Here is a 22,213-nt window from a genome sequence, read left to right as displayed (position 1 = left end):
AGGAAACAAGACTTCGCCTGAACAAGCGCGGCATAAACCGGAGCGCGGCATTATGGGCCAGCTCATGGGCCCAGACCCCGTAGAAATTGCGCGGGTCCTGGAACCGCGTGATGGACGGCATGTAGACCTTGTCCACGGGCGGCAAATAGTACGCCTCCGTGCCCGTGAAGACGGTCGTGATGTCGATGGCATCGAAAAACGCCTGCATGTGCGGGATTGGCTCGGACCGCGGATGCTCGGGCACGGGCTCCGGGTCCGGAAAGAAGCTGTCGGGCAAGCCCTCGATCTGGCAGGCATTGAACACGCGGTAGGATTTCTGGAAGCGGAATATACGGGCTTCCTCGGAGTGATCATCCCCGTCGCTGCGGTCATGCTCATATGCGCCCGCGTCTTTCCGGCTTTGACCGTAATAAACGACGACAGAGGACTTCTCGCCCTTGCGGACCTTTGCGTCCAACGCATTGGCTTGCGGCAGCGTCATCCAGAAGGGAGAGCTGTGGCCCGCCATCACGGTCCGCATCGTCAGCAGGAAGTTGTTCACCCCTTGGTAGGGTTCTCCGCCCACGCGCAGGGGACGAGAGCTGCCACCTGCGGTCCATGGCTTGCGCCACGGCAGGACGCCGCGCTCGATGATGCGGATGATTTCGTTTGTGATGACCTCGGAGGCATCGAATTTGGGCGTGCGGGATCGGGCCATGGCTGGCCTCCTTTCGAGTGTTGGTGAGAGGGAATGGTGATCAGGTTGACTGGCGGGGGCGCGGATCGTTGGCGATCCTGGCACCGAGGGCTTCGACCAAGTCGATGTAGGTGGTCAGCGAGACGGACCTGCCAGGACCGCAAGGGTCAGGGTCGACCGATCCGTCCCGCGCCACGCACGGCAAGTTCGCGAAGGCGGTGACATCGGTGACGGATCGGATATCGATGAACGGGGTCCCTCGTGCGACCGCGAGGGCGGCCAAGGGAAAGCGCTCGATCGGCGCGAAGGTCGACACGGTGGTCCAACCGAGATGGAGGAATGTCCCACCCTCCCCGCAGATCACATGCGCGTTTGGCAATGACGCCGCCTGCTTCAGATAGCCGAGATCACGCAGGACGGTCTGGCGTTCGAGCCGCTGTGCCAGCGCCGTCTGGCCAGTTCGGCGCAGCTCTCTATGCCGCCACCAGGAGGCGGCGGTTGCGCGGAGCACGCGCAAGACACCTGATTGCATAGGAATGCCCTTCATCCGGAACGGCAGACCGGAACCCGGCCCGGACCCATCTGAGGGACCCCAAAGGCCCTCATCCGTCAGTCACAAAACCCGAAGAACACTTTCTCTTTTTCCGCCCCCTTTGGGCACACAACAAAACCGAAAAGCCCGGCCCTTCTGCCGAAGCCATTGATTTCATGCAGCAATTCCAGATCGGCAGGCAAGATCGGCAACGCATATCGGCAAAACCTTGCTTGAAAGTACGAAATGTGTTTATTTTTCAATTACTTTGCAAACATGGAAGATCGGCAAAAATGCTGGAAACACCCGCCAGGATCGAACCCTGCTTCTTCGAGGAGCATATTCCCACAGAACTGGCAGACCTTTCGGTCGACATCCAGAGGGAAGCCACCGGGCTGGGACAAGGGTTGCATCCTGACAGCGCAGCCGAACTTGCCGATCTCGTCCGTGTGATGAACTGCTACTACTCCAACCTGATCGAAGGACACAACACGCGCCCCCGCGACATCGAAAGGGCGCTGGCTGGTGCCGAGCTTGAGGAAGAAACCCGTCCCCTCGCCCTTGAGGCCCGGGCGCACGTCATCGTTCAACGGGCCATCGACGAGATGCATCGCAAGGGCACCCTGCCCCGCCCCACATCCGTCGAATTCCTGACTTGGGTCCATAAGAGCTTCTACGACAAGATGCCGGATGAGTTTCGGGTCATCGAACATCCCGATGGCACACAAGAGGCCATCGTTCCGGGGCGCATGCGCCAGGATGACGATCGGGAAGTTGCGGTCGGACGCCACCTACCCCCCTCATCATCGCGCGTTGCGGCATTCATGGACCATTTCGACAGACGGTTTCAGATTGCGGCGCGGTCTTCGAGCGGACGGATCATCGCGATCGCGTCTGCACATCACCGTCTGAACTACATCCACCCTTTCCCGGATGGCAACGGCCGTGTCAGCAGACTGATGTCTCATGCCATGTCCCTTATAGCGGGGATCGGTGGCCAAGGGCTCTGGTCCGTATCGCGTGGGCTGGCCCGCGGGCTGACTGATCGGGGTGAGTACAAACGGATGATGGATCTCGCCGACAACCCGCGCCGCGGAGACCGCGACGGACGGGGGAACCTGTCAGAAGCGGCACTGAAGACGTACAGTGAATGGTTCCTAAGGGTAACACTCGACCAGATCACCTTCTCAGTAAAATTGTTCGATCTCGGCGGACTGGACCAACGGTATCGTCGTCTTGTTGCAGATACCATCGATGACAAGCGCGCACCGGAACTGATTTCGGCGGTTCTTCGGCATGGTGCGCTGGAACGTGGCGAGGCGCAGATTGTGCTCAAGACGTCGGAGCGCACGGCTCGCAACACGCTGAGCAAACTGACCGCCGCCGGATACCTGACGTCCGCCTCGCCGAAGACGCCTGTTCGGTTGGCGTTTCCGTTGGATTATCGAGAGCGGCTGTTTCCAAACCTGTTTGGAGATGGTGACCTCCCACAATAACTCTAGGGATTTAGGGTGTGATGCCTGTCCGCCGATTGCTTTCATGGGTGGCGAGATTTCCATCAAGGGTCGCTCGTGTGGCACTTGTCCACCGCAGTGGACATCTGCTGGTCTGAGATAAACTGAACAACCACCACGCGCCGCTAGGTGCGTTTACACAGTTGTGGCTGCCATAAACGCCGCTTCCGGCTCGAAGTCCACCGCGGTGGACATTAGACAGTTCGCTCATTGGTTTCGGACAGTCGCTTGATCAAAGCTAGTGGATCAAATTGGTTTTGCCTTTGACCTAAGGTGATACTGTGGAAATATGCTCCAAAATCCCTGATGCGTTCTCCAAGCTGTAGCATGATGAAGATCGCGCATGATGCTTTCTGAACCCCTACAGTATTCTTTGCCTTCTCGAATGTTTCTGGATGAATGCCCATCATGGGTGCAAGTGTTCGAGCATGGTTTTCAATGTCCAACCAGTTTCTAAGTCTCTCTGTGGAGAAGGATGTTGCCTGATCGCAGACTGAGGTCAGCAAGTGTGGCTTCAGTTCTTCATCGGCTATGTCGTTATCTAAATCTTTTTTTTCTTTTTTAGACTTAGATTGGTGCCGGACAGTTTGTCCGTCATTGGCGGGCAATTCCGTAGTTTCTGGTGGGTCATCTGGGGTAGATAAACTCTGGTATTCTGCATCTGTACTGGTGAGCAGTGCGTGATATTCGGGGAGGCTTAGCTTCCTGCGTAGAGCTTTCCGTGCGTGGCTGATGAATGTGTTGCTGGGATCATGCTCTTCCAAATGGGCGAGCTTTGTAAGGATCTGTTTGCGAATAAATATCCGATCGCGCCGGTTATTCTCTATCTCTTGCGCGATGGCGATAAGCCCGCTCGCACGTTGGAGCAGAGGGGTGAGAGACAATCCATAACTGATGCACTCCCCGCCGGATGAGCGTACGCGGTAGCGCTTTCGGTTCGAGCTGTCATTGCGCTTGATGAATCCGAGTTCAACGAAGCGGTTGATGTGCCTGCGGAGTGTCCGTTCGTCGATTCCGCCAACGCGCTGGCAAATGGTGTAGTTGGACGCAAAAACCGTTTCGCCATGGCCAGGTTTCAAAAAGCTGAGCATTGCTTGAAGGGTCTGGATGTGGCCAGGGCGTAGCCCGAACACGCTGCGCGCGTCTCTCAGGGCCCGGAAGATGGTCCAGATATCGATTTCAGAAGCGGTAGTTGAGCCGCATGATGCATCTGCACCAGCAGCCTCGATTGATAGTTTTGTAAATGCCATGATTTGATCACGATGACCGTTTGGCCCACAGCTTCCCTGTCTCCTCCCAAGATTTTACCTGAGAAAAGGCAATAAAAATCGGTTCACCGAATCGGTGACTCTTGACCGGTTTGCTGGAGGTTGCTACATCATGAGTGCAAATCGAATGATGAGGGCTCTCCAGGGGGAACTTTGGGGGGCTCTTTTCTTTCTGGTCTCCGCTTTTCTCCTTTGCTCGGGTTCCTCTATGTGGCCTGGGTTAGGACCCAGAGCCGCTCTCATTCCGCCACGTATCGAAGAGTTGCAAAAGCGCAGCTTCCGCACGCTCCTCGAGCCACTGGCCGAATTCTGGGTTGTCCTTTTTGGCGATCTTGATGGCGATCGCTTTCTGATCGACTGTCAGCGTTCCGACAGTGCCGCCGCTCTCATTCTTGACGACGGACGTCACGCCGCGACTGGTCGGTTTCTTGTCTGCACGCGCCTTGTGCGAGCAAGCAGAATAGACCGCCTGAAATCTCTCGGGGCTTGGAGTGTCGTCGGGCAGGGTGGCGATCACCTTTTTGGCCGAATTCACCAAGTCTACCTTTCCCGATAGGGCCGCTAAATCACCCCACTGCCGTCTTCCGATGCCATGTGCCGGCCCGATAAGCTGAACAAGCTCATCAGGAAGTTGATCGATAACGACCCGGTGGTTGGACACGCCTTGCCGGGTTAACCCCAAAGCATCCTGAATGACGCCTGGTTTGTACCCAATTTCCTGCATCTCTCTGATAAACAGAGATTTTTCGATGAAAGACGGATCAAGTCGAAGGTTGTTCTCTTGACCCTGTGCGATAAGCGAGGCGTCGTCGTCCAATGTGCGAACGATTGCTTTGACCGTTCCTCCGATTTTGCGGATCGCTGCCAGTCTACGGCGGCCGTAGATGATGCGGTATCTGTCGGGTTGGCCCGATGGGCGGACCATGATCGGCACTTGTTGGCCATGCTTGCGAATGCTCTCGGCAAGCTCGTCGATACTCGTATCTTCCAGCACCAACCGATCGCGAAGGCCGTCCATGTCAATCTGATCGGGTTCGATGTCCCGGATCGAATTGGCTGTGATCTCGCGCAAGGAGTCCCGCAAACCGCCAACAGAGCCGGGTAGCTTTGCAGTTTTTTGCAGGGTAGAGGAGGGAGCCGCACTCCCTTTTTCGTCCTTCGGAGGTTGGTTGAAAATGTTTCTGGCCATCAGCGACGCCCCCATGCCATTTGGATCGTCTGCTCCAGTTCATCGGCAACGCCGTTCACGCTGGTCAGAGCGCGATCAATCGTTTTCCTGATGAACTGGCCGGGATCAACTTCATAGACGGTCTGCTGGGTCATTCCGGCGTCAGAGATTGCGGTAGACTTCAGCATGGGTTCAGTCATGACCTGGCCGGCGAGAATTGATCTCAGGTAGCCAGCCATTTGGGTCTGTGGCCCATCTGACGGCTCATACCTTGTGATCAGGAATTTGACGAAATCCCATGTCACACGGCGTCCAATCGCTTCTTCAACGGCCTTTACCGTTTCTGATGCAAGTTTCAGGAATTGGCTCATGGAAGCGATATCCAGCATGCCTGGCACGACCGTCACCAGGAGCCCTGTAGAGGCCGCCAATGCCGTGAGAGTCAGAAAGCCGAGTTGAGGAGGGCAGTCGATCAGTACGATGTCGTAATTTGCCTCTACCTCCTCGAGTGCCAAGGCGAGGCGCTCCGCAAAAATGGGCTGCACCCGACGGGCGAGCGCGTTTGCTGTCTCGGTTTCGTATTCCGAGAGCATTAAGCCGGCCGGAACCATGTCGAGCTTGTGAAAGTAGGTCTTTTGGATCGCGTCAGAGAGCGGAACCTGATCCTCATATCTCAGAGCGTCATAGATTGTTCCGCCTTCGGCGAACTCGAGTTCGGGCCGAAAGCCGAAAAATGTGGTCAAACTTGCTTGCGGATCGAGATCCAAGACCAAAACACGGTAGCCGCGCAAGGCGTACCGCTGTGCAAGATGTATCGTCGCTGTTGTTTTCGACGAACCACCTTTGAAATTGACGACAGATAGCACCTGAAGTCGGTCGCCATCGCGTCGACCTGGCCGATAAGATTCGGCATTCTTTCCCGTGCGCTCCAAGATATTGCGCAATTCGTCTACTTCTTGGGCTGTGTAGAACCGGTGCCCGCGGTTATCAGTATGCACTTCTGGAAAGCTACCGTCCTTGTGCCGGTTGCGCAGGTTAGAGGTGCTTACGCGCAGGAGACCGGCGACTTCGGTCGAGCTGAAACGGCGCAAGGCTTTACGCTCTTCGGGTTCGAAGGCGATCTTCATCTGTCGATCCAAGGACTCGGCCAGATTGTCGGCAAACGTGCCGATGTCAGAAGAGCCTATGCCTTGTGCATATCCAACGTTACGATCATCCATACCCTGCCGCCCGCTCTTGGCCTCTGTTAAGGCTCTTGATCATTTTGACGACGCACAACGCGTCTGACGCAATTTGCCGTCAGAATGGGAATGCCACGATCCAGCGAGTCCGGCAAGAAGAATCTAGATGTAGTGCAAAAGTTATCCACAGCACCAATTTCAATCAAGCTGTCGGATCTTGGTTAAGATATTGAAATTGATAATTAAAAACTCGATCTAATGGAGTGCGTCTTCGAAAAAAGGGAACGTTACCCGCCGAGAAACAGACTAGGCATTATTGGTTGATGGTACCGCTGAATCCGTGCGAACCGAATGATTCTTCAAGTTTTTTGGACGACAACAGGTTCCGTTGCGATGGCGCATCGGCGCATTTCCGCCGCCGCACCTGCAGGGCGATGGCTTTGCTTGTGGAGCGAGATGGATGTACACTGAACGTTGTTTTATCCATGCTTTGAGAGGACAAGATGCAAGTCGTTAAATGGGGGAGTTATCTAGCTGTCCGTTTGCCCGCCGACCTTGTGCTTGAACTCGGCTTGAAGGAAGGTGATGAGATCGACCTCGTCAAAGTCGATGGTGCTGTGCGTGTTCGGCGTAAGCCTCGCGTGGATGAAATCCTCAAAGCACTGAAGCGGTTTCGGGGCAAGCTGCCCAAGGAGACGCGTATGTGTCGCGACGCGGTGCATGAACGCTGAGTTCGCAGATGCGAATGCCGTTTTCTACCTAATTGCAGACTGTCCAAAGGCGGATCGGGCCGAGGAAATACAAGGGCAGGGGTCCCGGACCAGTGTCCAGGTACTGAACGCAGGGGCAGTTAAGTGTCGGAAGAATGCAGGGTTCAGCCGGGAGGACACCGCATCCTTTCTTCTGGCACGTCATGACAGGGCTATTTTCCGAAAGACCAAGCCACTCGACGCTCTCGAGCTGCGATCTACACTTTCCTTAAGCATCTGGTCGGAACGCTGTCAGTTGGGCAATATCCAAGAGTGGCACAAATTGGGTTGCGCTAAGCGCGGTTCGTGTGCCATTGACTTATACGTCAGGGAAGCATAAATGGTGACTTAGAATGACACGATTGCAGACGGTGGTGGAACTGCCCGAATTCCAAAGACGCGCCAAAGCAATCATGTCGGAACAAGAGCGCGAGGCTGCAATCAACTACATTGCCGGCAATCCTGATGATGGGGTTTCTCTCGGCGGCGGGCTTCGCAAAATTCGCATCCCAAGAGTTGGGGGCGGCAAGAGCGGCGGTTTCAGGACGTTGTATGTATTTGGCGGGAACCATATGCCGATCTTTTTGATCACGGTCTTTGCCAAGAACGAAAAGGCTAACCTGTCCAAGGCTGAACAAGCCGCGGCAGTCGAAATGAGCAAAGCGCTTGTCGCAAGGTATGGAGACGCACCATGACTGCATTTGAATCGGTGTCGAAAGGCCTGGAAGAGGCCTTGGCATTCGCAGATGGAAACATGACGGCCGCCAAGGTCCATGAGATATCCGTTGTCGATGTTGATGTGGCCGAAGTTCGCCAAAGAACTGGTCTCTCACAGGCTGAATTCGCCCGAAGCATAGGAGTAGCAAAGGGCACGCTCTTGAACTGGGAACATGGGCGTCGACACCCGACGGGCCCTGCTCAAGTCCTGCTGGCCTTGATAGCAAAGAAGCCATCGGTCGTGCAGGATCTGCTGCGAGGCGCTTGATCCGTGGCGCAACCCGCGATTCCTTTGATGCTCCTGCCGACGATATGCTCAGTGAATTCTACGGACTGCTGAACGCGCGAACGGGGTGAGCGATATCTCATCGGCTATGGGACAACGTTGTTCCCTAGTCTATTCCAACATTCCTAGCTTTTCCGCACGTTCCAGCAGCATCCTCACGGAAGAAGGCTGCCAGGTGGTCCGTCCACGAGGCGTGCGCTCACGCATAGATTCCAGCCGGTCGCAGATCGCCTGCAGCGTGATGTCAGGATCGGCACCCTTGATCGCAGCTATAATCGCCGGCAGGCGGTCGTCAGTATCCCGGCGCCTGGCGCGGGCCAGCACTTCATCGGGCAGAAACCCGTCGCGCACGTAGGCTTTCACGGCGCGGAGCAAGCGGCTTTGCGTCCAGTGCCGATCATGGGGCAGGGGGCCATTGATAATCCGCAAGACGTCTTCCCAAGCCATATCGGGGCGCAAGCGGCGCACATGGGGCACCCAATCTTGCGCGGTCTCGTTCAGGCGCTCCATGTAGCCGTCCTGTCGCGCCAGCCGCACCTTGCGCAGCGCGGCGGGATCCTTGGCGCTTAGCCCAGGATTGCCACCAACGCGACCTTTGGCGCGCGCAGAGGCAAGACCCGCCTTGGTACGCTCGCGGATCAGAGCGCGTTCAAACTCGGCCGCAGCGCCCAGAACCTGCAGCGTAAACTTGCCCTGCGGTGAGGACGTGTCGATCGGGTCCTGCAGGGAGCGGAAGAAGGCACCCTTTGCCTCCAGACGTTCGATCACCTCGAGAAGATGCGACAAGGATCGCGCAAGCCGGTCGATCCGGACGACGACCAGCGTGTCGCCGATCTGAACGCGTTCGAGAACGCGCGCAAGCACCGGCCGCGCGCGATTGCCGCCTGAGGCGTGTTCTTCGAAGATTTCTGCGCAGCCTGCGGATTTCAGGGCCTGCGACTGGGGCAGGGGGGTCTGATCCTCGGTTGATACGCGTGCATAGCCAATAAGGGGCATGAAATCCGGCCGTTTGCAATTTAAGGTATCGCCAATAAACGACCGTTTGGAAACGAATGCAAGAGAGTGTTCTCTCGTGGTGCTCATCCGAAAACCCTCGGTTTTCTTGCGCTGAGCGCGATCTGAGAGGTTCCACCGGCAGTCGCGCGCGCATACTATATAAAGAGCGAAGGCAACCGCCACAAAATCACTTGGGTAATGTGCAAAAGGACAGTATTTTGCACATATGAAAACCCAAGCATCCGCTTTGACTGATGATTTCAATGACCCCCTCATCACCATCGAGGAGGATGAAGAGGCTCACGAAGAGGATCTCTGGTTTCTGCCGGGACCACTCGAAGAAGAACCGGATGATTTGCCTCCCGGGCCACGGGCAGAACCGCCCGACACAGCTGTCATAGAAGACTGGGCAAAGGCAGAAGGCGTTCACGCTGCGCGACTCGCACGGGTTGCTGGACGCCTGGGTGCTCTGGATGACCGCCTGCTGCGCGGTCCTGAAGGCTGGCGGCACCGCCTCGCACTGATCGAGGCGGCAGACCTCAGCTGGTTCGCAGGGGATCGGGTCAGTGCTGATCGTCTGGCCCTTTGGGTATCGATGCGGCTGTCAGGCGCACAGGATGACCCAAATGCCCTGGCAAGAGTTGGATGGGCTGTTCGACGCCTGACAGGCGGTCCCGGACCGAAGGTTGACTTGGCCGCCTTCCTGGATCGCCGCGATCCCGAGAACATTGAAGACAGCGCTGAGCGTTTCGAAGATCGCGCGGGCGGATGGCTGGATGTAATGACAGCCGCAGCCGAGCTCCATCCAATCACGCGGGCTTGCATGGGTTTTCATCTCTGGAGTCTGGCGGGCCTCGGACAGCACGGCGACCAGATCGAAGCCGCCGCCACCGCGTCCAGGATTGCGGCGAGCGATGGAAGCGGCGCCATCTTCGCGCCGCTCGCCATGGGCGGGGCAGGGGGGCTGCGCGTTTCGGGTTCGCCAGCCGAACGCTTGGCCCGCTGGTTGGATGGGATGAACAGTGCAATTCTGACGGCGATGCGAACACTTGATGATATTGAAGCGTGGACCGGGCGGGCAGAAAACGTCATGGAGCAACTGTTTGGTCGGACGCCAGCCGCCTTGCGAAAGGTTCTCACGGAGTGGCCTCTGGTCTCCGCCCCAATGGCTGAGGCAATGACCAAAGCGAGTCGCTCCGCTGTTCAGCGAAATCTGGCGTGGATGGAAGAAAGCGGTTTGATTCGCGAGGTGACGGGGCACGGGCGATATCGTATGTGGTGCATTGCGGACTAAGCTTATCGGCAACCATTTGAATTATGCTCTGAATTCAGGCGGTAAGTATACGGTCAGCCATTGAAGTGCGTTACCCGAGCGTCAGCACCATGTTGTCGGACAAGGCCAGAGATGGAATGTGCAGGTTCTCCGGCGCGGGGCCTTTGCGAATACGACCCGCGGTATCGTAATGTGACCCGTGGCAGGGATAGAACCACCCTCCAAAATCGCCCGCGCCATCGCCAAGCGGGACACATCCCAAATGCGTGCAGACACCGATCATCACCAGATAGGCGTCATGGCCCGGAATGGCGCGATTCTCATCCCGCGCTGTGGCCACGCCGGGAAGATTGAGATTGCGCGCATCGGTGTCCGGCAAGGTGGAGACCGCCTGTTCACGCGCCTGGGCCATCTCCGCTTGCGTCCGGTGGCGGATGAAGACGGGTTTTCCGCGCCAATTGACGGTCAGTTGCGTGCCTTCGGCGAGCCCGGAGATATCCACCGAGATTGTCGCCAGAGCGCGCACATCCGCCGAAGGGTTCATCTGATTGATCAGCGGCCAGAGCGCCGCACCGGAGGCGACCACGCCCGCGCCAGCAGTGGCATAGTACAGGAAATCCCTGCGTTCAGTGTCGTCGGTGGCATCCATAGCATCGCAAATGTGCAGCCTTCCCGCGCCGGAACGTCAACGCGGGTTTTGTAATGTTTTGTCTGCAACCCGGGGGCTGGCGGAGGGAAACTGTGGCCTATCATCGGCTCAATGGTGGGGTGGTGCGCCTTTTGCCATCATGAGATGATGCTCCTGGTGATGCGCGCCGATGGTCATCAGACCGAAGAACCCAAGACCCGGTATCTGGTCGGAATCGCCATCGACGAGGAGGGCAACACCATCCCCGAGATCCTCTGTCGTGACCTCCCAACCCGTCTCGGCAGCCAGGAACGGCGCATGGGCAGGCACCATGGTGCGAATGGCTTCGAGAACGCGCGGTTCCCCCCGGACCTCGAACCGGATACCGGCGGGCCGCATACTGCGGGTAACCTCGGCCGCCATCGTCACAAGCTCCATGTCCACCAGATGTCGCCTCAGAGCCGCGATATCGACATTTGCCCAATCGGTGTCCGGATCGGCGCGCAGGAACGCCACGATCTCCGCCATGGCGGCAAAAGCGGATTGCCCGGTTTCCTGCGGACCCGGCATCGCATGCCCGGTCGCGGAATGGTTGTGCTGGGCCGCGACGGGTCCAGACAATGACAAGGCAAGCAGAAGAGCAACAAGGCGCATGGCGGGATCCTTTTGAACAATATGATGCCTTTTTCCTAGCACGCAGGCCTGCGCTGGAATATGATTTCAATCATATGCTGCCAGAGCCCTACGACCTTCTCCCGACAACTGCGCGTCAATCGCAAACAATTGCGGCTGGCGACGTGCTCTTTCGACAGGGTGCAAGGACACTGGGCCTCTATGTGCTGAAGACCGGGCGTGTGCATCTCGAACGGGTTGGTCCGAATGGCGAGCGGCTCATCATTCACCGGGCGACATCCGGGACCAGCTTTGCCGAAGCCTCGGTCTTTTCGGAGCGCTATCATTGCGATGCCATCGTGATGGACGCTGGAGAGCTGGTCCGGATCGACAAATCCGCGGTTCTCGCCGCCTTCGCGAACCCGGACTTTGCGCGGGCCTATGGACGCCAGGCGGCCCAACAGGTTCAGGCGCACCGGCAGATCGTGGAAATTATCGGCATCCGACGGGCCGAGGATCGGGTGATGGCGGGGATCGTCGCGGGTCTTCTGGATGGCACCGTCGTCGACTTAGCCGCGCGCCTCCAGCTGACGCATGAGGCAACCTACCGTGCGCTGCGGGCGCTTGTCGAAGCGGGCCGGGTCAACAACCCGTCCCGCGGAACCTACCGATTGACCTAGCTGTGACTGGCAAAGACCGATGTCGCGCCATCGGGCCCGACAAGCAGCGTATCGAACGTATCGCCGGCACCGGGACCGCCCATGCCGGGGGAACTCATCGGCATACCCGGCACGCTTAGCCCGCGCGCCGTGGGTTGCTCTGAAAGAAGCCGGGCGATGTCTTCAGCCGGCACATGGCCCTCGATGAAATAATCGCCAACCACGGCGGTGTGGCACCCGGCCAGCTCCGGCGCGATCTGGAGCCTATTTTTCAGCGCATAGAGGGCGTCCTGATCGACATCCTGGGCCTCGACCTGAAATCCGGCTTGACGGACATGATCAACCCAGGCCGTGCAGCATCCGCAGGTCGGGGTTTTGACAACCTTTATGATGGGTTCGGCATCGGCCATGGCCGGAAGCGCGATTGTGGCGGCAGCGCCGGTCAGCAGAAAGCTACGTCGTTTCATGTGTGGTTTCCTTTTGAATTGCGTTCGAGATTAGCATCAGGAGCGGCACTGTCGAGGTGTCGCGTAGCCCTTAATTGTGAGATGAGAAATCCAACGAAATCAACGGCCAACCTTTGCCCTTAAATATGAGATTTTGCCTTTAATTCCGATATTTTTGCCCTTAAACCTGAGACAGGGTTCGCAGCTTCGTATGGCAAATATTGATGGATGATGATCGCGAAGACTCCGTTGCCGCTGGTGCTGAGGAGGCGCGTAGGGCGGCCGTTCTGCGTCCGCTTGTTCAGGCATATCTCAAAGGAACTGGCAGCCTGGAACGTGGCATCAATGACGCCGTTTGGGAGCTTGGTGTCAGCAGGGCGACGGTCTGGCGTTGGATAAAACGGTTGGCGGAAGAGGGTGGGCGCACCAGCGCTCTGGCTCCGCGGAAACGGGGCCGCCCGACCGGGACGATGTTAATATCCAGCAAAGTCGAAGCGGTAATCGAGGAGCACCTTCGCCGCTATTTCTTGCGCCGGGAGCGTTCGAGCTTGTCGCGCGTCGTGACAGAAATCCGCAGCGCGTGCTGGCAGCAGGGCTTGCAACCGCCGACGCGTCGGACGGTTCAGCGCAGGCTGGATGCAATGGACGCCCGCGCAATTGCCAAGGCACGCGAAGGCGCAAAGGCGGCCCGCCAGAAATTTGCGCCGGTCGTAGGCGACAACAAGGCAAACCGGCCACTGGAGGTCGTGCAAATCGACCATACGCCTGCGGACATCATTCTCGTCGACAGTTTTGAACGCCAACCAATTGGGCGGCCTTGGGTCACGCTGGCGATCGACGTCGCAACGCGGATGGTGACCGGATATTACACCTCTCTCGAGGCACCTTCGCGTCTGTCGGTGGCGCTTTGCCTGACACAGGCTGTGGCCCCCAAGGCGGAACTTCTGGCGGAATTGGTGTGCAATGTTCCTTGGCCCGCGCAGGGTAAACCGCATAGGATCCACGTCGATAGAGGGCGCGATTTCCGGTCGCAAGCCTTTCGGTCGGCATGTGCGGAATGGGGGATCGATCTGGTCTATCGGCCGCCAGGCAGTCCTCATTTCGGAGGGCACATCGAACGATTGATCGGCACGATGATGGGGGCCGTGCACCTGTTGCCTGGAACAACGCAATCCTCGGTCGTGGCCAAGGGCGACTACGATGCCGAAGGCATGGCCGCGATGACTTTAGGCGAATTTGATCGCTGGTTTGCCCTGGAAATCTGCCGCTACAACAACAGCATTCATTCAAGTCTTGGCTGTACGCCCGTCGCCAAATGGGAGGTGCTCTCAGAGCAAATGACAGGCGACATCCCCTTCGAGATGGAAGCCTTTCAGGTGAGCTTCCTGCCGAGTGAACTGCGCAAGATCAGGCGTGACGGCATCCATCTGTTCCAGATAAGGTACTGGTCCGATGCCCTTGCAGGCCACATTGGGCGCGGGGATGGAAAGGTGGTCGTTCGCTACGATCCTCGCGATATCTCAATGATCTGGGTCGAACTGGACGATGGCCGGTATGTTGAGGCGCGGTACAGAAACCTGGAAATTCCGCCCGTCTCGCTCTGGGAATATCGCGAAGCGATGAGGAAGGCCCGTGCCCTTGGCAAGTCCGGGTCTAATGAGCTGGTGCTGGCTGAGCTGATCCGACAGCAACGCCAGATCGAGTTTGAAAGCCGGGGCCTAACGAAGGCCGAACGCCGATCCCGTGAAAGAAAAGGGACATTGGAGGGCACCAACTCGGCTGTCTCGAAAACCGAAAGGCTGCGCCCGATCGACACGGGTGATACATCGCGCCCATTGTTCAAAGTGGAGAGATGGTGAATTGAGGGCAGGGACAACTGAAGAAGACGGCCGGATCGCCCTCATTCAATCGGATATCTGGATCGGCTTTCCTCGGGCGGAACAGGTGTTGGACCGCTTGCAGGGCATGATCGAAGCGCCACGACAAACCCGTATGCCTGGGCTTCTTGTGCATGGCGCCTCCGGGATCGGAAAGACGATGATTGCCCGAAACCTGTCGCGCAAGTACGCACCAGAATACGATCCGGCGTCGGGCATCACCCGCACACCGCTTCTGCTGTTGCAAGCGCCGCCCGCACCTGATGAACGGCGGTTTTACCTGCACATCCTGGCCGCCGTCGGCGCCCCGGCGACGGCTCTTAGCGCCCGCGCTCAAAATGTGGCTTCCCTCGAAGTCCGTGTCATCGCGCTCTTACGCGACCTTGGCCTGCGGATGATCATGATCGACGAGGTCCACAATCTCTTGGCCGGGACCCACCGCGAACAGCGCCGATTTCTCAATGTCCTGCGGTATCTCAGCAATGAACTCGAGGTGTCACTGGTCTGCCTTGGGGTCAGCGAGGCCGTCGATGCTATTCGCGGTGATATCCAGCTTGCCCGACGGCTGGACGAACATCATCTGCCAAACTGGCGCGACGATGCCGAGTTCTCGGACATGATCCAGACCCTTATTGCTGCCATGCCACTGGAAAAGAAGTCCAACCTGAAGGTCAAATCTCTCAAGCAGGTCTTGGCACTGACCGGTGGGGTGACCTCGCGCATTTTCGCCCTGATCAAGGATCTTTCCATCGACGCCATTATCACAGGTGAGGAATGCATCACCGATGACGCAATCGCAAAATGGACGCCGGTTTGGTCGCGCCATGCGAACCCCCATCGGCGGCTCCAGAAGTCCCGGGTGTGAAGCCGCACCCGCTGCCCAAGACTGTCGCGCCGCTGCCAGACGAGTTGTTGTCAGGTTGGTTGTCTCGGCTGGCGGCGGCCAACTACTGTGATGATGCGGAACTACTGGCTCATCTCAGAATCGATACCGCGCATGGCACCGCCTTGGACTTCAACGTCGACGCGGCTGCGGCGGCGAAGATTGCCAACGCCGCACGGGTTAACCCAGATGTTGTTCGATCTTTGACCTTTCCGGCAATGACGCCACGAGAAGCCTCGCTGACGGCTCAGATGCCATTCCAGCATTGCATGCAATGCGCCAGAGAGGGTCTTTCGCTCAGGCATTGGAGGCGGGCCTGGGCATTTGACTGCCAGGTTTGCGGGACGAGACTTGTGCAGACCCTTGGCAAACTCCGTGAGGAACAAATATCTGGAAAACTGATATACCGAGCGCGCCGCGGGGCAGAGATGCTTGAGTGCGCCGCGCGCTCGCGCGGCCCCAAGCAACTTCGGCGCGCAATGCGCGCAGTCACCTTTGCCATGTCACTCAAAACCTTCCGCGGGGATCCGTCGTTCGCTGTCCAGAACCCCAGATCGGAAGTTAGGCTGTTCTGCCTCGCCGCAATCGCCGCCGCTCGATCTCATCCCTTGGCTAAGGCAGCCATCGTCAGCAAAAGCATCGACGACTATGCAAGGGTTGCTCTCTTGCGCGCCTTCGAGAAGGAGCCTCGATTGCTTGCCGCGGTTGATCACATCGCGCAAAGGTGCGCGAGAAACAGGAGCCCCATGACAGCCGTATCTCACAATTAAGGGCAAAAATTGTCGCCAAACGCGTCGCGTCTCAGATTAAAGGGCAACGCGACAGGTGGTCATCACGAAAGCAGAGTTCGGTGCACGCAGCGACGGGAGCGACATCGTCGGGCAAGCGATTAACAAAAGCCCGCTTCTTGAGGTCCACGTTGATTTGTCAGAGCAAGAGATCGTACGCCGCATCCCGCCGCCCGTGGACGCTTTTTACTACGGGCGTCAGGTTCCGATTTTCTGACGGACGCACCACTTGCCCTTGCCAGCTATCCAGAATCGGAGATGATCATATGAAGCGGCTTTTGCCTCCCATCCTGCTTGTCATCACTTGGGCCACCATAATCTTTGCAAACAGTTTTGTTCCCATTGGGTACACCTTGCCAGCGCCGTGGTCCTATGTCGGCATACCGATTGCCGTTCTTGGTATCTTGATATCGTTTGCAGGCGCGCGAATGTTCAAAGCCGAAGAGACCAACATCATGACATTCGACAAGCCAGACAAGCTCGTCACAACAGGTCTCTTCGCTTGGAGCAGAAACCTCATGTATCTGGGTTTTGCACTCTGTGCTTTGGGAGGCGCGGTCGCGATGCGAACAGTCTCCCCACTCATCATTTCGGGTGTATTTTGTATCGTCCTTGACCGTTGGTATGTCCGGTTTGAAGAAGCGATGATGCACGCAACTTTCAGCGCAGACTATGCGTCCTATTGCGAGCAGGTGCGTCGATGGGTTTGAACGACGACCGCCATTGATCTTGTCAAAGGAAACGGCGGGTTTTGGAACGGTAATCCTCATAGGGCTGCCCATATTGCTCTATCAGCCAGCGTTCTTCGGCAAACGGTGCAATAGCCAAGACCATGATTGCGGGAAGTCCAACTGCTATCGTCCAAGGAGCGGCGGATAAAATTATCCAACCTGCAACAATCACGATATCGGCTAGATACTGCGGATTGCGAGAGTAGCGATACATGCCTGCGATCCTCAGAGCGCCTTTCGCGCCGCCTGTTTGTGGTACACCAAAATGGGCAACTTCAGACCAGACAACGACATTGCCGATCACTATCAGCGGTGTACCTAATCCGAACCGGAGCCAGCTTGGAAAGGCCAGATCACCCCAACCCAAGACGCCGAGCACGATCAAAATTCCAAACAAAGAAAACGTCGGCACCCAAATCAGTATTGGTGTGATGGCTGTGTACTGCTGGGGCGGCCAGATGCGGCGATCTGGGTAAGCGATTGACCATAGGATCGAAGCAAGCGTGGCCGCAGCAATTACCAAACCAAAGAAAGCCAATGTAGTTTCCATCATGTTCTGGCTCCATCATGCCCATAGAGTTTCGCGCCCTCGTGCGCATTTTTCCGATCTTCCAATTCGAGCGTGGAGTGCCGGATACCGAACTCCTCGGCGAGGCGCGCCTTCACAGCAACTTTGATCCTTTCGCCGGACGCGCCATCATCCGTCACGACATGGCAGTCCAATGCCGCCTCGTTCTCTTGCATCTGCCACAGATGAACGTGGTGGACATCATGGACCCCGTCGACCTCCCTGATTGCAGCAACAACGGCATCGTTGTCGATGTCGGGTGGGCTTCCGAGCATCAGGATACGAATGGGGCCACCAATTTCAGTGACGGCGAGATAAAGTATGTAGAGCGCGATGCCGATCGTGATCGCCGGATCGACCCACCACATATCATAGAGCAGGATGAGCGAGCCGCCGATGATCACCGCAACAGAGGCCAACGCGTCTGACAGATTGTGCAGGAAAAGCGCCCGGATGTTCACGCTGCCCTTTTGCATCGAATACGTCAGCAGCGCTGTCAGCGTGTCGACAACCAGCGCCACCGAGCCCAGGATCACTACGGTCCAACCGGCCACTTCGGTTGGCTCGATCATGCGCATTCCGCCCTCGTAGATGAGATAGACACCAACGAGGATGAGGGTGGTGTAGTTGATCAAGGCAGCCACAACTTCGATCCGGCCATAGCCGAAGGTCATGCGTTCGTCAGCGGGGCGTCTTGCGATCTTCCGAGCTGCAAAAGCGATCACCAAGGATGCCATGTCCGAGAAATTGTGCAGCGCATCGGCAATGAGCGCGAGGCTGCCGGACAAGATCCCACCGACAATCTGCGCAACTGTCAGAAGTGCGTTGGCCCAGATCGCGATGGAGACACGGCGGTCCCCAGAAGCGGGATCTATATGCGCGTGGCCGTGATCATGAGGCATGACGCGATTCCTCGTGGTTATGATTGGGCAATGCCCGGCCGGGAATCTGCGGCACGTTACCCGATCTGATCCGGCGCACGCGGGCATTCATCCAATGGCGTATGATATGCCGATAAAGTAGACCCTTTACGAAGCTGAACGACTGCTGATGATGGGCGTAGAAGTCGTCGGGCGCGTCGAAGGTGCCGAAGTCCTGAACAATGCCGGTCTCTTGAATATAGGTGTCGCCCCCCGTCCACTCCACTGGCGGCGCTTGCAGGCAGTCAGTCCCGGCCCCGTAACCGCAGAGGCTGGGTGAATCGGTAAATGTGGATTGGAGCGCCGATAGAAACTCTGCATCTAGAATGAACCCTTCGAGGTTTGCCCAATCCGTCTCCGTCTCCACCTCGACCCAGGAGTGAATGATCTCTTCCGGGGCAATCGGATACACGAGTTCAGGCACGACACCGCGTTGCAGTTCTTTGTGGATCGTGAACCCGTGAAGACGGCACCGCACACCGACCGCGCGCAGCAGCGCCATCAAAAGCGTTCCCTTGGTGTTGCACTGACCAAAACCGTCCGCGAGCACATCGGCGGCAGAGATGTGGTCTGCGCTGTTGTACCCGAAGGCGATTTCATTGCGGACGAAATCGTAGACAGCGCCGATCCGGTCATGTTGAGAGAGGGCTTTCCACTCTCTTTCTTCGATCAGTTGTGCAATCGACGGGTGGTTGAAGTTTAGGATTGGGGTTGCTTCCAACAGCCGATCATCATCGCTCATTTTCATCTCCTCGAATCGTCTCTGAGTAAGATGTAATTGCTACAGTGACTGTAGGTTCAAGTGTTTGTTGCAATCATTGTTGACTTACCTAGGCCGAGAATATCAGGTGCTCGGACTTGGTCCCAAAGCCGATTTGCGGCGGCGGGGTAAATGGGAACGCGGTAGGGACATCAATATCTGTCCTGATCCGAGACTGCCCACGCAACTGTGAGCGTTAGCTGCATTCCGAATACCACTGGAGAGATCCGGGAAGGTGGAATTGTCGCGTTAAAACGCGAGTCAGGAAACCTGCCAGGTACACTGTAACGCCTCTCTGAAGGCATTTTGCACGATGGGTGCAGAAAGGACGAACTTATGCATATTGAACCTGGCGTCGTGGACGGCGCAAAACTCTTACTCGGAACCGCGACTGGCGTTGCCTCAGTTGGAATTGTCGCCAAGCTCGCTGTTGACCACGTGAAGCAGAACGGCAACCTCTTGGCTTTGACCGGTCGCTCTGCCGCGGCAAGCGCGATGGTGCTCGGATTCTTTGAATTTCTGCCGCATCCACCTGTTGGAGTGTCAGAAGTACATCTGATACTTGGGACCACCCTTTTCTTGATCCTCGGCGCAGTTCCAACAGCTATTGGTCTGATCTTTGGTCTTGTCGCGCAAAGCTTCCTGTTTTCACCCACAGACATTCCGCAGTTGGGAATGAACCTGACCACGCTCATTCTGCCAGTTTTGGCGATGGCGGCATTGGCTCAACGAATTATACCGGCCGACACCCCTTACATTGAAGTAACCTATGGCCAAGCCGCGAAGCTATCTGCGGTGTTCCAAGGTGGCATTGTCGCATGGGTGGCATTCTGGGTATTCTACGGGCAAGGCTTTACAGCAGAGACCTTTGCAAATGCAGGTGCATTCGCCTCGGTCTACATCATCGTTGTTTTGCTTGAACCCATCGTTGACCTTGGTGCTCTGGCTTTGGCAAAGACATTCCGGAGGTTCGAGAAAACAGGCCTTCCGCATGGTCGGCTCTATCAACCTGCATGATGTCATCAGGTGCTATTTAGGAAAGTAGATCGCCGTCCGACATACGGATTGGACGGCGATCGCGTACGGGTGTCAGCTTTATAGAGAGGCAGAATCCCGTAACAGCTACTTTTCGCGAAGATTTAACTCATGTCAGTTTCGCGCAGGTACGCCTTCGCGAAAGCCATCTTTCATAAGAGCCTCTAACATAGGACAGGCCGCAGTGCCGTCGTCGCAATTCTTGGAAAGGCTCAAAAGCGCTTCTCGGAGGCGCACTAAGTTCTCAATCTTGGCGGTGATCTCACCCAAATGGTTCTCGGCCATGGCTTTTACCTCACCGCAGGATCGGTCACTCTGCTTGGTGAGCGACAGAAAAGTCTGGATGATCGAGATCGGGAAGCCTAGATCGCGACACCGACGCACGAACCTAAGTTTGGCAATTTCATCGGCCGAGTATAGCCGACGCCCGCCTGCGGAGCGCCCCGGCTTCGGAACAACACCCTCTCGTTCATAGTATCGGATCGTTTCGATGTTCACGCCGCTTTGTTCTGACGCTTTGGCGATGGTGAACATTTCGCTTGCTCCTGTAGTGGCTACAGGAAGTAAAAAAGCAAAATGGACATGAATGCAAATCAACAACCCGTGGCAGAATCCGGCATCGATGCGAGCCTAGTGATGCCTTTCGCGGCGCTTTTAGCGCTGTTGTCGGCATCATGTTGTGTTTTGCCTATCGGCCTTTCGATACTGGGCCTTGGCGGTGCATGGCTCACCATGCTTGGCCCATTCATCGTTTATCGAGGGTTCATTCTTGTCGCTGTCGCGATTGCCCTCGTTTGGGCGTGGTATCAGGTGCTGCGTCGCAAGCCATGTGCAACGCGCGAGCGGTCAGCAATCGTCTGGACGTCACTTGCATCCATCGCCTTTTTGATCGCGCTGTCTTCCCCGCTCTGGGAGACGTCAGCACAGCGCTTTATGTGGGATTTGTGGAGATCGACCCGATGAAGAACAAACTACTGGCGCTCGGAGTGGGGGGCACGATGCTGGCTGGCCTTTGTTGCTTCACGCCGCTCTTGCCCTTCGTGCTGACGGCGCTTGGCCTGACAGGCGTGCTTAGTGTCGTTTACAGCGACGCTGTCTTACTGCCGATTATGGCAGGATTTCTTATACTGACGGGGTATGCGATATGGCGACAGAAGACGCCAAAGTAGTGCTGCAATCTACTCTCACCTGTCCATCTTGCGGGCACGTTGAAACCGAGACCATGCCAACGGATGCGTGCCAGTGGTTCTATGAATGCAAGTCATGTCAGACCGTCTTGAAACCGCTAGAGGGGGATTGCTGCGTCTATTGCTCCTACGCGACGGTTCCTTGTCCACCGATCCAAGAGGGCAAGTCCTGTTGCGCCTAGCAGGCATTCAACACCGGTCGCTCGGACACCTAGGGGCCATAGTGCGGTCAATCCCCTCGCGCGGCATTCACCTCTATTCTCGACTATGCGCCGATTGCATCGTGGTCGGTCAGACATTCGGAGTGATCGCGCAAGACTTCAAGGACCTTACAGTCCGCTGTATTCCCTCCGCTGCATTCATGAATCATGCGCTTCAGCTCTGTGCGCAGCGCTTTCAGCCGATCCATCCTTAGTTCTACTTGTTTGAGTTGCCGCCGGGCGATGGAATCCGCCTCATGACAGGAGCGGTCGGGATTGTCGCTGAGATCGAGAAGCTCGCGGATCGCTTCAAGGGGAAACCCCAACTGGCGTGCGTGCCGGATGAAGGACAGGCGGTCGACTTCCGCATCGCCGTAGCGCCGCTGCCCGCCTTCGGTGCGACCTGGTTCGGGCATCAGGCCGATCTGTTCGTAATACCGCACAGTCTGAACTTTTGTTCCGGTCTTCTTTCCCAAACTTCCAATTGTCAGCATGTGACCTCCATATCTATAGCGTTGGTAGCTATAGCTATTGGCATCCGCAAGCCAGCACCGTAATC

Annotated in this window: 29 protein-coding genes and 1 riboswitch; of the genes, 15 read left to right on the top strand and 14 right to left on the bottom strand. The window is 57.0% G+C overall.

Features of this window, described 5'->3' with window-relative positions; genetic code table 11:
• Window positions 1-697, bottom strand: a 697-nt coding sequence (locus tag THS5294_RS10675) for an ArdC family protein (protein ID WP_058123742.1), incomplete at its 3' end; no start/stop codon positions are given.
• Between the two features lie 40 nt (window positions 698-737).
• Window positions 738-1,208 carry a hypothetical protein gene (locus THS5294_RS10670; RefSeq protein WP_233486465.1) on the bottom strand — a complete coding sequence of 157 codons (471 nt, stop codon included), beginning with the start codon at window positions 1,206-1,208 and terminating at the stop codon, window positions 738-740.
• A 293-nt stretch (window positions 1,209-1,501) separates the two neighbouring features.
• On the opposite strand from THS5294_RS10670, the gene THS5294_RS10665 reads away from it, so the two are divergent.
• A complete protein-coding gene (locus THS5294_RS10665) occupies window positions 1,502-2,704 on the top strand; it encodes a Fic family protein (RefSeq protein ID WP_058123740.1) in 1,203 nt (400 codons plus the stop codon).
• Window positions 2,705-2,916: 212 nt separating this feature from the next.
• On the opposite strand, the gene repC is transcribed toward THS5294_RS10665, so the two are convergent.
• From repC to repA, 3 genes are all read right to left on the bottom strand, one after another.
• Window positions 2,917-3,972 carry a plasmid replication protein RepC gene (gene repC, locus THS5294_RS10660; RefSeq protein WP_058123739.1) on the bottom strand — a complete coding sequence of 352 codons (1,056 nt, stop codon included), beginning with the start codon at window positions 3,970-3,972 and terminating at the stop codon, window positions 2,917-2,919.
• Window positions 3,973-4,210: 238 nt separating this feature from the next.
• A complete protein-coding gene (repB, locus tag THS5294_RS10655; RefSeq protein WP_233486464.1) occupies window positions 4,211-5,179 on the bottom strand; it encodes a plasmid partitioning protein RepB in 969 nt (322 codons plus the stop codon).
• Window positions 5,179-6,378, bottom strand: coding sequence for a plasmid partitioning protein RepA (repA, locus tag THS5294_RS10650; RefSeq protein WP_058123737.1), 1,200 nt, complete (start codon window positions 6,376-6,378; stop codon window positions 5,179-5,181). The genes repB and repA overlap by 1 nt, the downstream gene beginning before the upstream one ends.
• A gap of 464 nt (window positions 6,379-6,842) precedes the next feature.
• Between repA and THS5294_RS10645 the strand changes: the two genes are divergently transcribed.
• The 3 genes from THS5294_RS10645 to THS5294_RS10630 all read left to right on the top strand — a co-directional run bounded on the left by THS5294_RS10645 (window position 6,843) and on the right by THS5294_RS10630 (window position 8,073).
• The gene (locus THS5294_RS10645) at window positions 6,843-7,070 is read left to right on the top strand and encodes an AbrB/MazE/SpoVT family DNA-binding domain-containing protein (RefSeq protein WP_058123736.1); all 228 of its coding nucleotides are present in this window, start codon (window positions 6,843-6,845) and stop codon (window positions 7,068-7,070) included.
• 371 nt (window positions 7,071-7,441) lie between these two features.
• On the top strand, window positions 7,442-7,783 hold the full coding sequence (locus THS5294_RS10635) for a type II toxin-antitoxin system RelE/ParE family toxin (RefSeq protein ID WP_058123734.1): 342 nt from the start codon (window positions 7,442-7,444) through the stop codon (window positions 7,781-7,783).
• Entirely contained in the window at window positions 7,780-8,073 is a 294-nt protein-coding gene (locus tag THS5294_RS10630) for a helix-turn-helix domain-containing protein (RefSeq protein WP_058123733.1), read from the top strand. The genes THS5294_RS10635 and THS5294_RS10630 overlap by 4 nt, the downstream gene beginning before the upstream one ends.
• 129 nt (window positions 8,074-8,202) lie before the next feature.
• Here the strand turns inward: THS5294_RS10630 and THS5294_RS10625 are convergent, their stop codons facing one another.
• Window positions 8,203-9,087 carry a recombinase family protein gene (locus THS5294_RS10625; RefSeq protein ID WP_058123732.1) on the bottom strand — a complete coding sequence of 295 codons (885 nt, stop codon included), beginning with the start codon at window positions 9,085-9,087 and terminating at the stop codon, window positions 8,203-8,205.
• Between the two features lie 226 nt (window positions 9,088-9,313).
• On the opposite strand from THS5294_RS10625, the gene THS5294_RS10620 reads away from it, so the two are divergent.
• Window positions 9,314-10,381, top strand: coding sequence for a helix-turn-helix domain-containing protein (locus THS5294_RS10620; protein ID WP_058123731.1), 1,068 nt, complete (start codon window positions 9,314-9,316; stop codon window positions 10,379-10,381).
• A gap of 70 nt (window positions 10,382-10,451) precedes the next feature.
• Here the strand turns inward: THS5294_RS10620 and petA are convergent, their stop codons facing one another.
• Both petA and THS5294_RS10610 read right to left on the bottom strand, forming a co-directional pair.
• Complete coding sequence (gene petA / locus THS5294_RS10615) at window positions 10,452-11,009, bottom strand: ubiquinol-cytochrome c reductase iron-sulfur subunit (RefSeq protein WP_058123730.1); 558 nt, start codon at window positions 11,007-11,009, stop codon at window positions 10,452-10,454.
• Between the two features lie 108 nt (window positions 11,010-11,117).
• The gene (locus tag THS5294_RS10610; protein ID WP_058123729.1) at window positions 11,118-11,642 is read right to left on the bottom strand and encodes a hypothetical protein; all 525 of its coding nucleotides are present in this window, start codon (window positions 11,640-11,642) and stop codon (window positions 11,118-11,120) included.
• Here THS5294_RS10610 and THS5294_RS10605 point away from each other — a divergent pair.
• Window positions 11,609-12,280 carry a Crp/Fnr family transcriptional regulator gene (locus tag THS5294_RS10605; RefSeq protein WP_233486463.1) on the top strand — a complete coding sequence of 224 codons (672 nt, stop codon included), beginning with the start codon at window positions 11,609-11,611 and terminating at the stop codon, window positions 12,278-12,280. The two genes, THS5294_RS10610 and THS5294_RS10605, sit on opposite strands and share 34 nt — an antisense overlap.
• Here THS5294_RS10605 and THS5294_RS10600 read toward each other — a convergent pair.
• Window positions 12,277-12,726, bottom strand: coding sequence for a DUF411 domain-containing protein (locus THS5294_RS10600; RefSeq protein WP_058123728.1), 450 nt, complete (start codon window positions 12,724-12,726; stop codon window positions 12,277-12,279). The two genes, THS5294_RS10605 and THS5294_RS10600, sit on opposite strands and share 4 nt — an antisense overlap.
• 203 nt (window positions 12,727-12,929) lie before the next feature.
• Between THS5294_RS10600 and THS5294_RS10595 the strand changes: the two genes are divergently transcribed.
• Genes THS5294_RS10595 through THS5294_RS10575 form a run of 5 tightly spaced genes read left to right on the top strand, consistent with a single transcriptional unit; the run spans window position 12,930 to window position 16,963 of the window.
• Complete coding sequence (locus THS5294_RS10595) at window positions 12,930-14,564, top strand: TnsB C-terminal domain-containing protein (protein WP_139278654.1); 1,635 nt, start codon at window positions 12,930-12,932, stop codon at window positions 14,562-14,564.
• Window position 14,565: 1 nt separating this feature from the next.
• The gene (locus THS5294_RS10590) at window positions 14,566-15,447 is read left to right on the top strand and encodes a TniB family NTP-binding protein (protein WP_058123727.1); all 882 of its coding nucleotides are present in this window, start codon (window positions 14,566-14,568) and stop codon (window positions 15,445-15,447) included.
• Window positions 15,444-16,235 (top strand): TniQ family protein, encoded by a 792-nt coding sequence (locus THS5294_RS10585; protein ID WP_058123726.1) that lies wholly within the window; start codon window positions 15,444-15,446, stop codon window positions 16,233-16,235. The genes THS5294_RS10590 and THS5294_RS10585 overlap by 4 nt, the downstream gene beginning before the upstream one ends.
• A 55-nt stretch (window positions 16,236-16,290) precedes the next feature.
• Entirely contained in the window at window positions 16,291-16,470 is a 180-nt protein-coding gene (locus tag THS5294_RS10580; RefSeq protein WP_058123725.1) for a hypothetical protein, read from the top strand.
• A gap of 49 nt (window positions 16,471-16,519) precedes the next feature.
• Complete coding sequence (locus THS5294_RS10575) at window positions 16,520-16,963, top strand: methyltransferase family protein (RefSeq protein ID WP_058123724.1); 444 nt, start codon at window positions 16,520-16,522, stop codon at window positions 16,961-16,963.
• 22 nt (window positions 16,964-16,985) lie between these two features.
• Here the strand turns inward: THS5294_RS10575 and THS5294_RS10570 are convergent, their stop codons facing one another.
• From THS5294_RS10570 to THS5294_RS10560, 3 genes are read right to left on the bottom strand one after another with little or no spacing between them, the layout of a single operon-like run.
• Window positions 16,986-17,537, bottom strand: a complete 552-nt coding sequence (locus tag THS5294_RS10570; RefSeq protein WP_072936744.1) for a methyltransferase family protein — start codon at window positions 17,535-17,537, stop codon at window positions 16,986-16,988.
• Window positions 17,534-18,454, bottom strand: coding sequence for a cation diffusion facilitator family transporter (locus THS5294_RS10565; RefSeq protein WP_058123723.1), 921 nt, complete (start codon window positions 18,452-18,454; stop codon window positions 17,534-17,536). Before THS5294_RS10565 ends, THS5294_RS10570 begins: the two co-directional genes overlap by 4 nt.
• On the bottom strand, window positions 18,444-19,214 hold the full coding sequence (locus THS5294_RS10560; protein ID WP_058123722.1) for a transglutaminase-like domain-containing protein: 771 nt from the start codon (window positions 19,212-19,214) through the stop codon (window positions 18,444-18,446). The genes THS5294_RS10565 and THS5294_RS10560 overlap by 11 nt, the downstream gene beginning before the upstream one ends.
• Before the next feature lie 100 nt (window positions 19,215-19,314).
• Window positions 19,315-19,524: riboswitch (cobalamin riboswitch) on the top strand.
• 44 nt (window positions 19,525-19,568) lie between these two features.
• Between THS5294_RS10560 and THS5294_RS10555 the strand changes: the two genes are divergently transcribed.
• On the top strand, window positions 19,569-20,249 hold the full coding sequence (locus tag THS5294_RS10555) for an energy-coupling factor ABC transporter permease (RefSeq protein WP_058123721.1): 681 nt from the start codon (window positions 19,569-19,571) through the stop codon (window positions 20,247-20,249).
• Between the two features lie 132 nt (window positions 20,250-20,381).
• Here THS5294_RS10555 and THS5294_RS10550 read toward each other — a convergent pair whose 3' ends face one another.
• Window positions 20,382-20,801: a MerR family transcriptional regulator gene (locus THS5294_RS10550; RefSeq protein ID WP_058123720.1), complete on the bottom strand. Its 420-nt coding sequence runs from the start codon at window positions 20,799-20,801 to the stop codon at window positions 20,382-20,384.
• Window positions 20,802-20,849: 48 nt separating this feature from the next.
• Between THS5294_RS10550 and THS5294_RS10545 the strand changes: the two genes are divergently transcribed.
• From THS5294_RS10545 to THS5294_RS18605, 3 genes are read left to right on the top strand one after another with little or no spacing between them, the layout of a single operon-like run.
• A complete protein-coding gene (locus THS5294_RS10545; RefSeq protein ID WP_158508594.1) occupies window positions 20,850-21,230 on the top strand; it encodes a hypothetical protein in 381 nt (126 codons plus the stop codon).
• Complete coding sequence (gene merF / locus THS5294_RS10540) at window positions 21,227-21,436, top strand: mercury resistance system transport protein MerF (RefSeq protein WP_058123718.1); 210 nt, start codon at window positions 21,227-21,229, stop codon at window positions 21,434-21,436. The genes THS5294_RS10545 and merF overlap by 4 nt, the downstream gene beginning before the upstream one ends.
• A complete protein-coding gene (locus THS5294_RS18605) occupies window positions 21,412-21,636 on the top strand; it encodes a GDCCVxC domain-containing (seleno)protein (RefSeq protein ID WP_072936743.1) in 225 nt (74 codons plus the stop codon). The genes merF and THS5294_RS18605 overlap by 25 nt, the downstream gene beginning before the upstream one ends.
• An 83-nt stretch (window positions 21,637-21,719) precedes the next feature.
• Here THS5294_RS18605 and THS5294_RS10535 read toward each other — a convergent pair whose 3' ends face one another.
• Window positions 21,720-22,148: a MerR family transcriptional regulator gene (locus THS5294_RS10535; protein ID WP_058123717.1), complete on the bottom strand. Its 429-nt coding sequence runs from the start codon at window positions 22,146-22,148 to the stop codon at window positions 21,720-21,722.
• Between the last annotated feature and the right edge of the window lie 65 nt (window positions 22,149-22,213).

This window comes from Thalassobacter stenotrophicus (genome assembly GCF_001458315.1).
In the GTDB taxonomy this organism is placed as follows: domain Bacteria; phylum Pseudomonadota; class Alphaproteobacteria; order Rhodobacterales; family Rhodobacteraceae; genus Thalassobacter; species Thalassobacter stenotrophicus.
The sequence above is the reverse complement of the archived record's forward strand: the minus strand, read 5'-3'. Positions and strand labels throughout refer to the sequence as shown.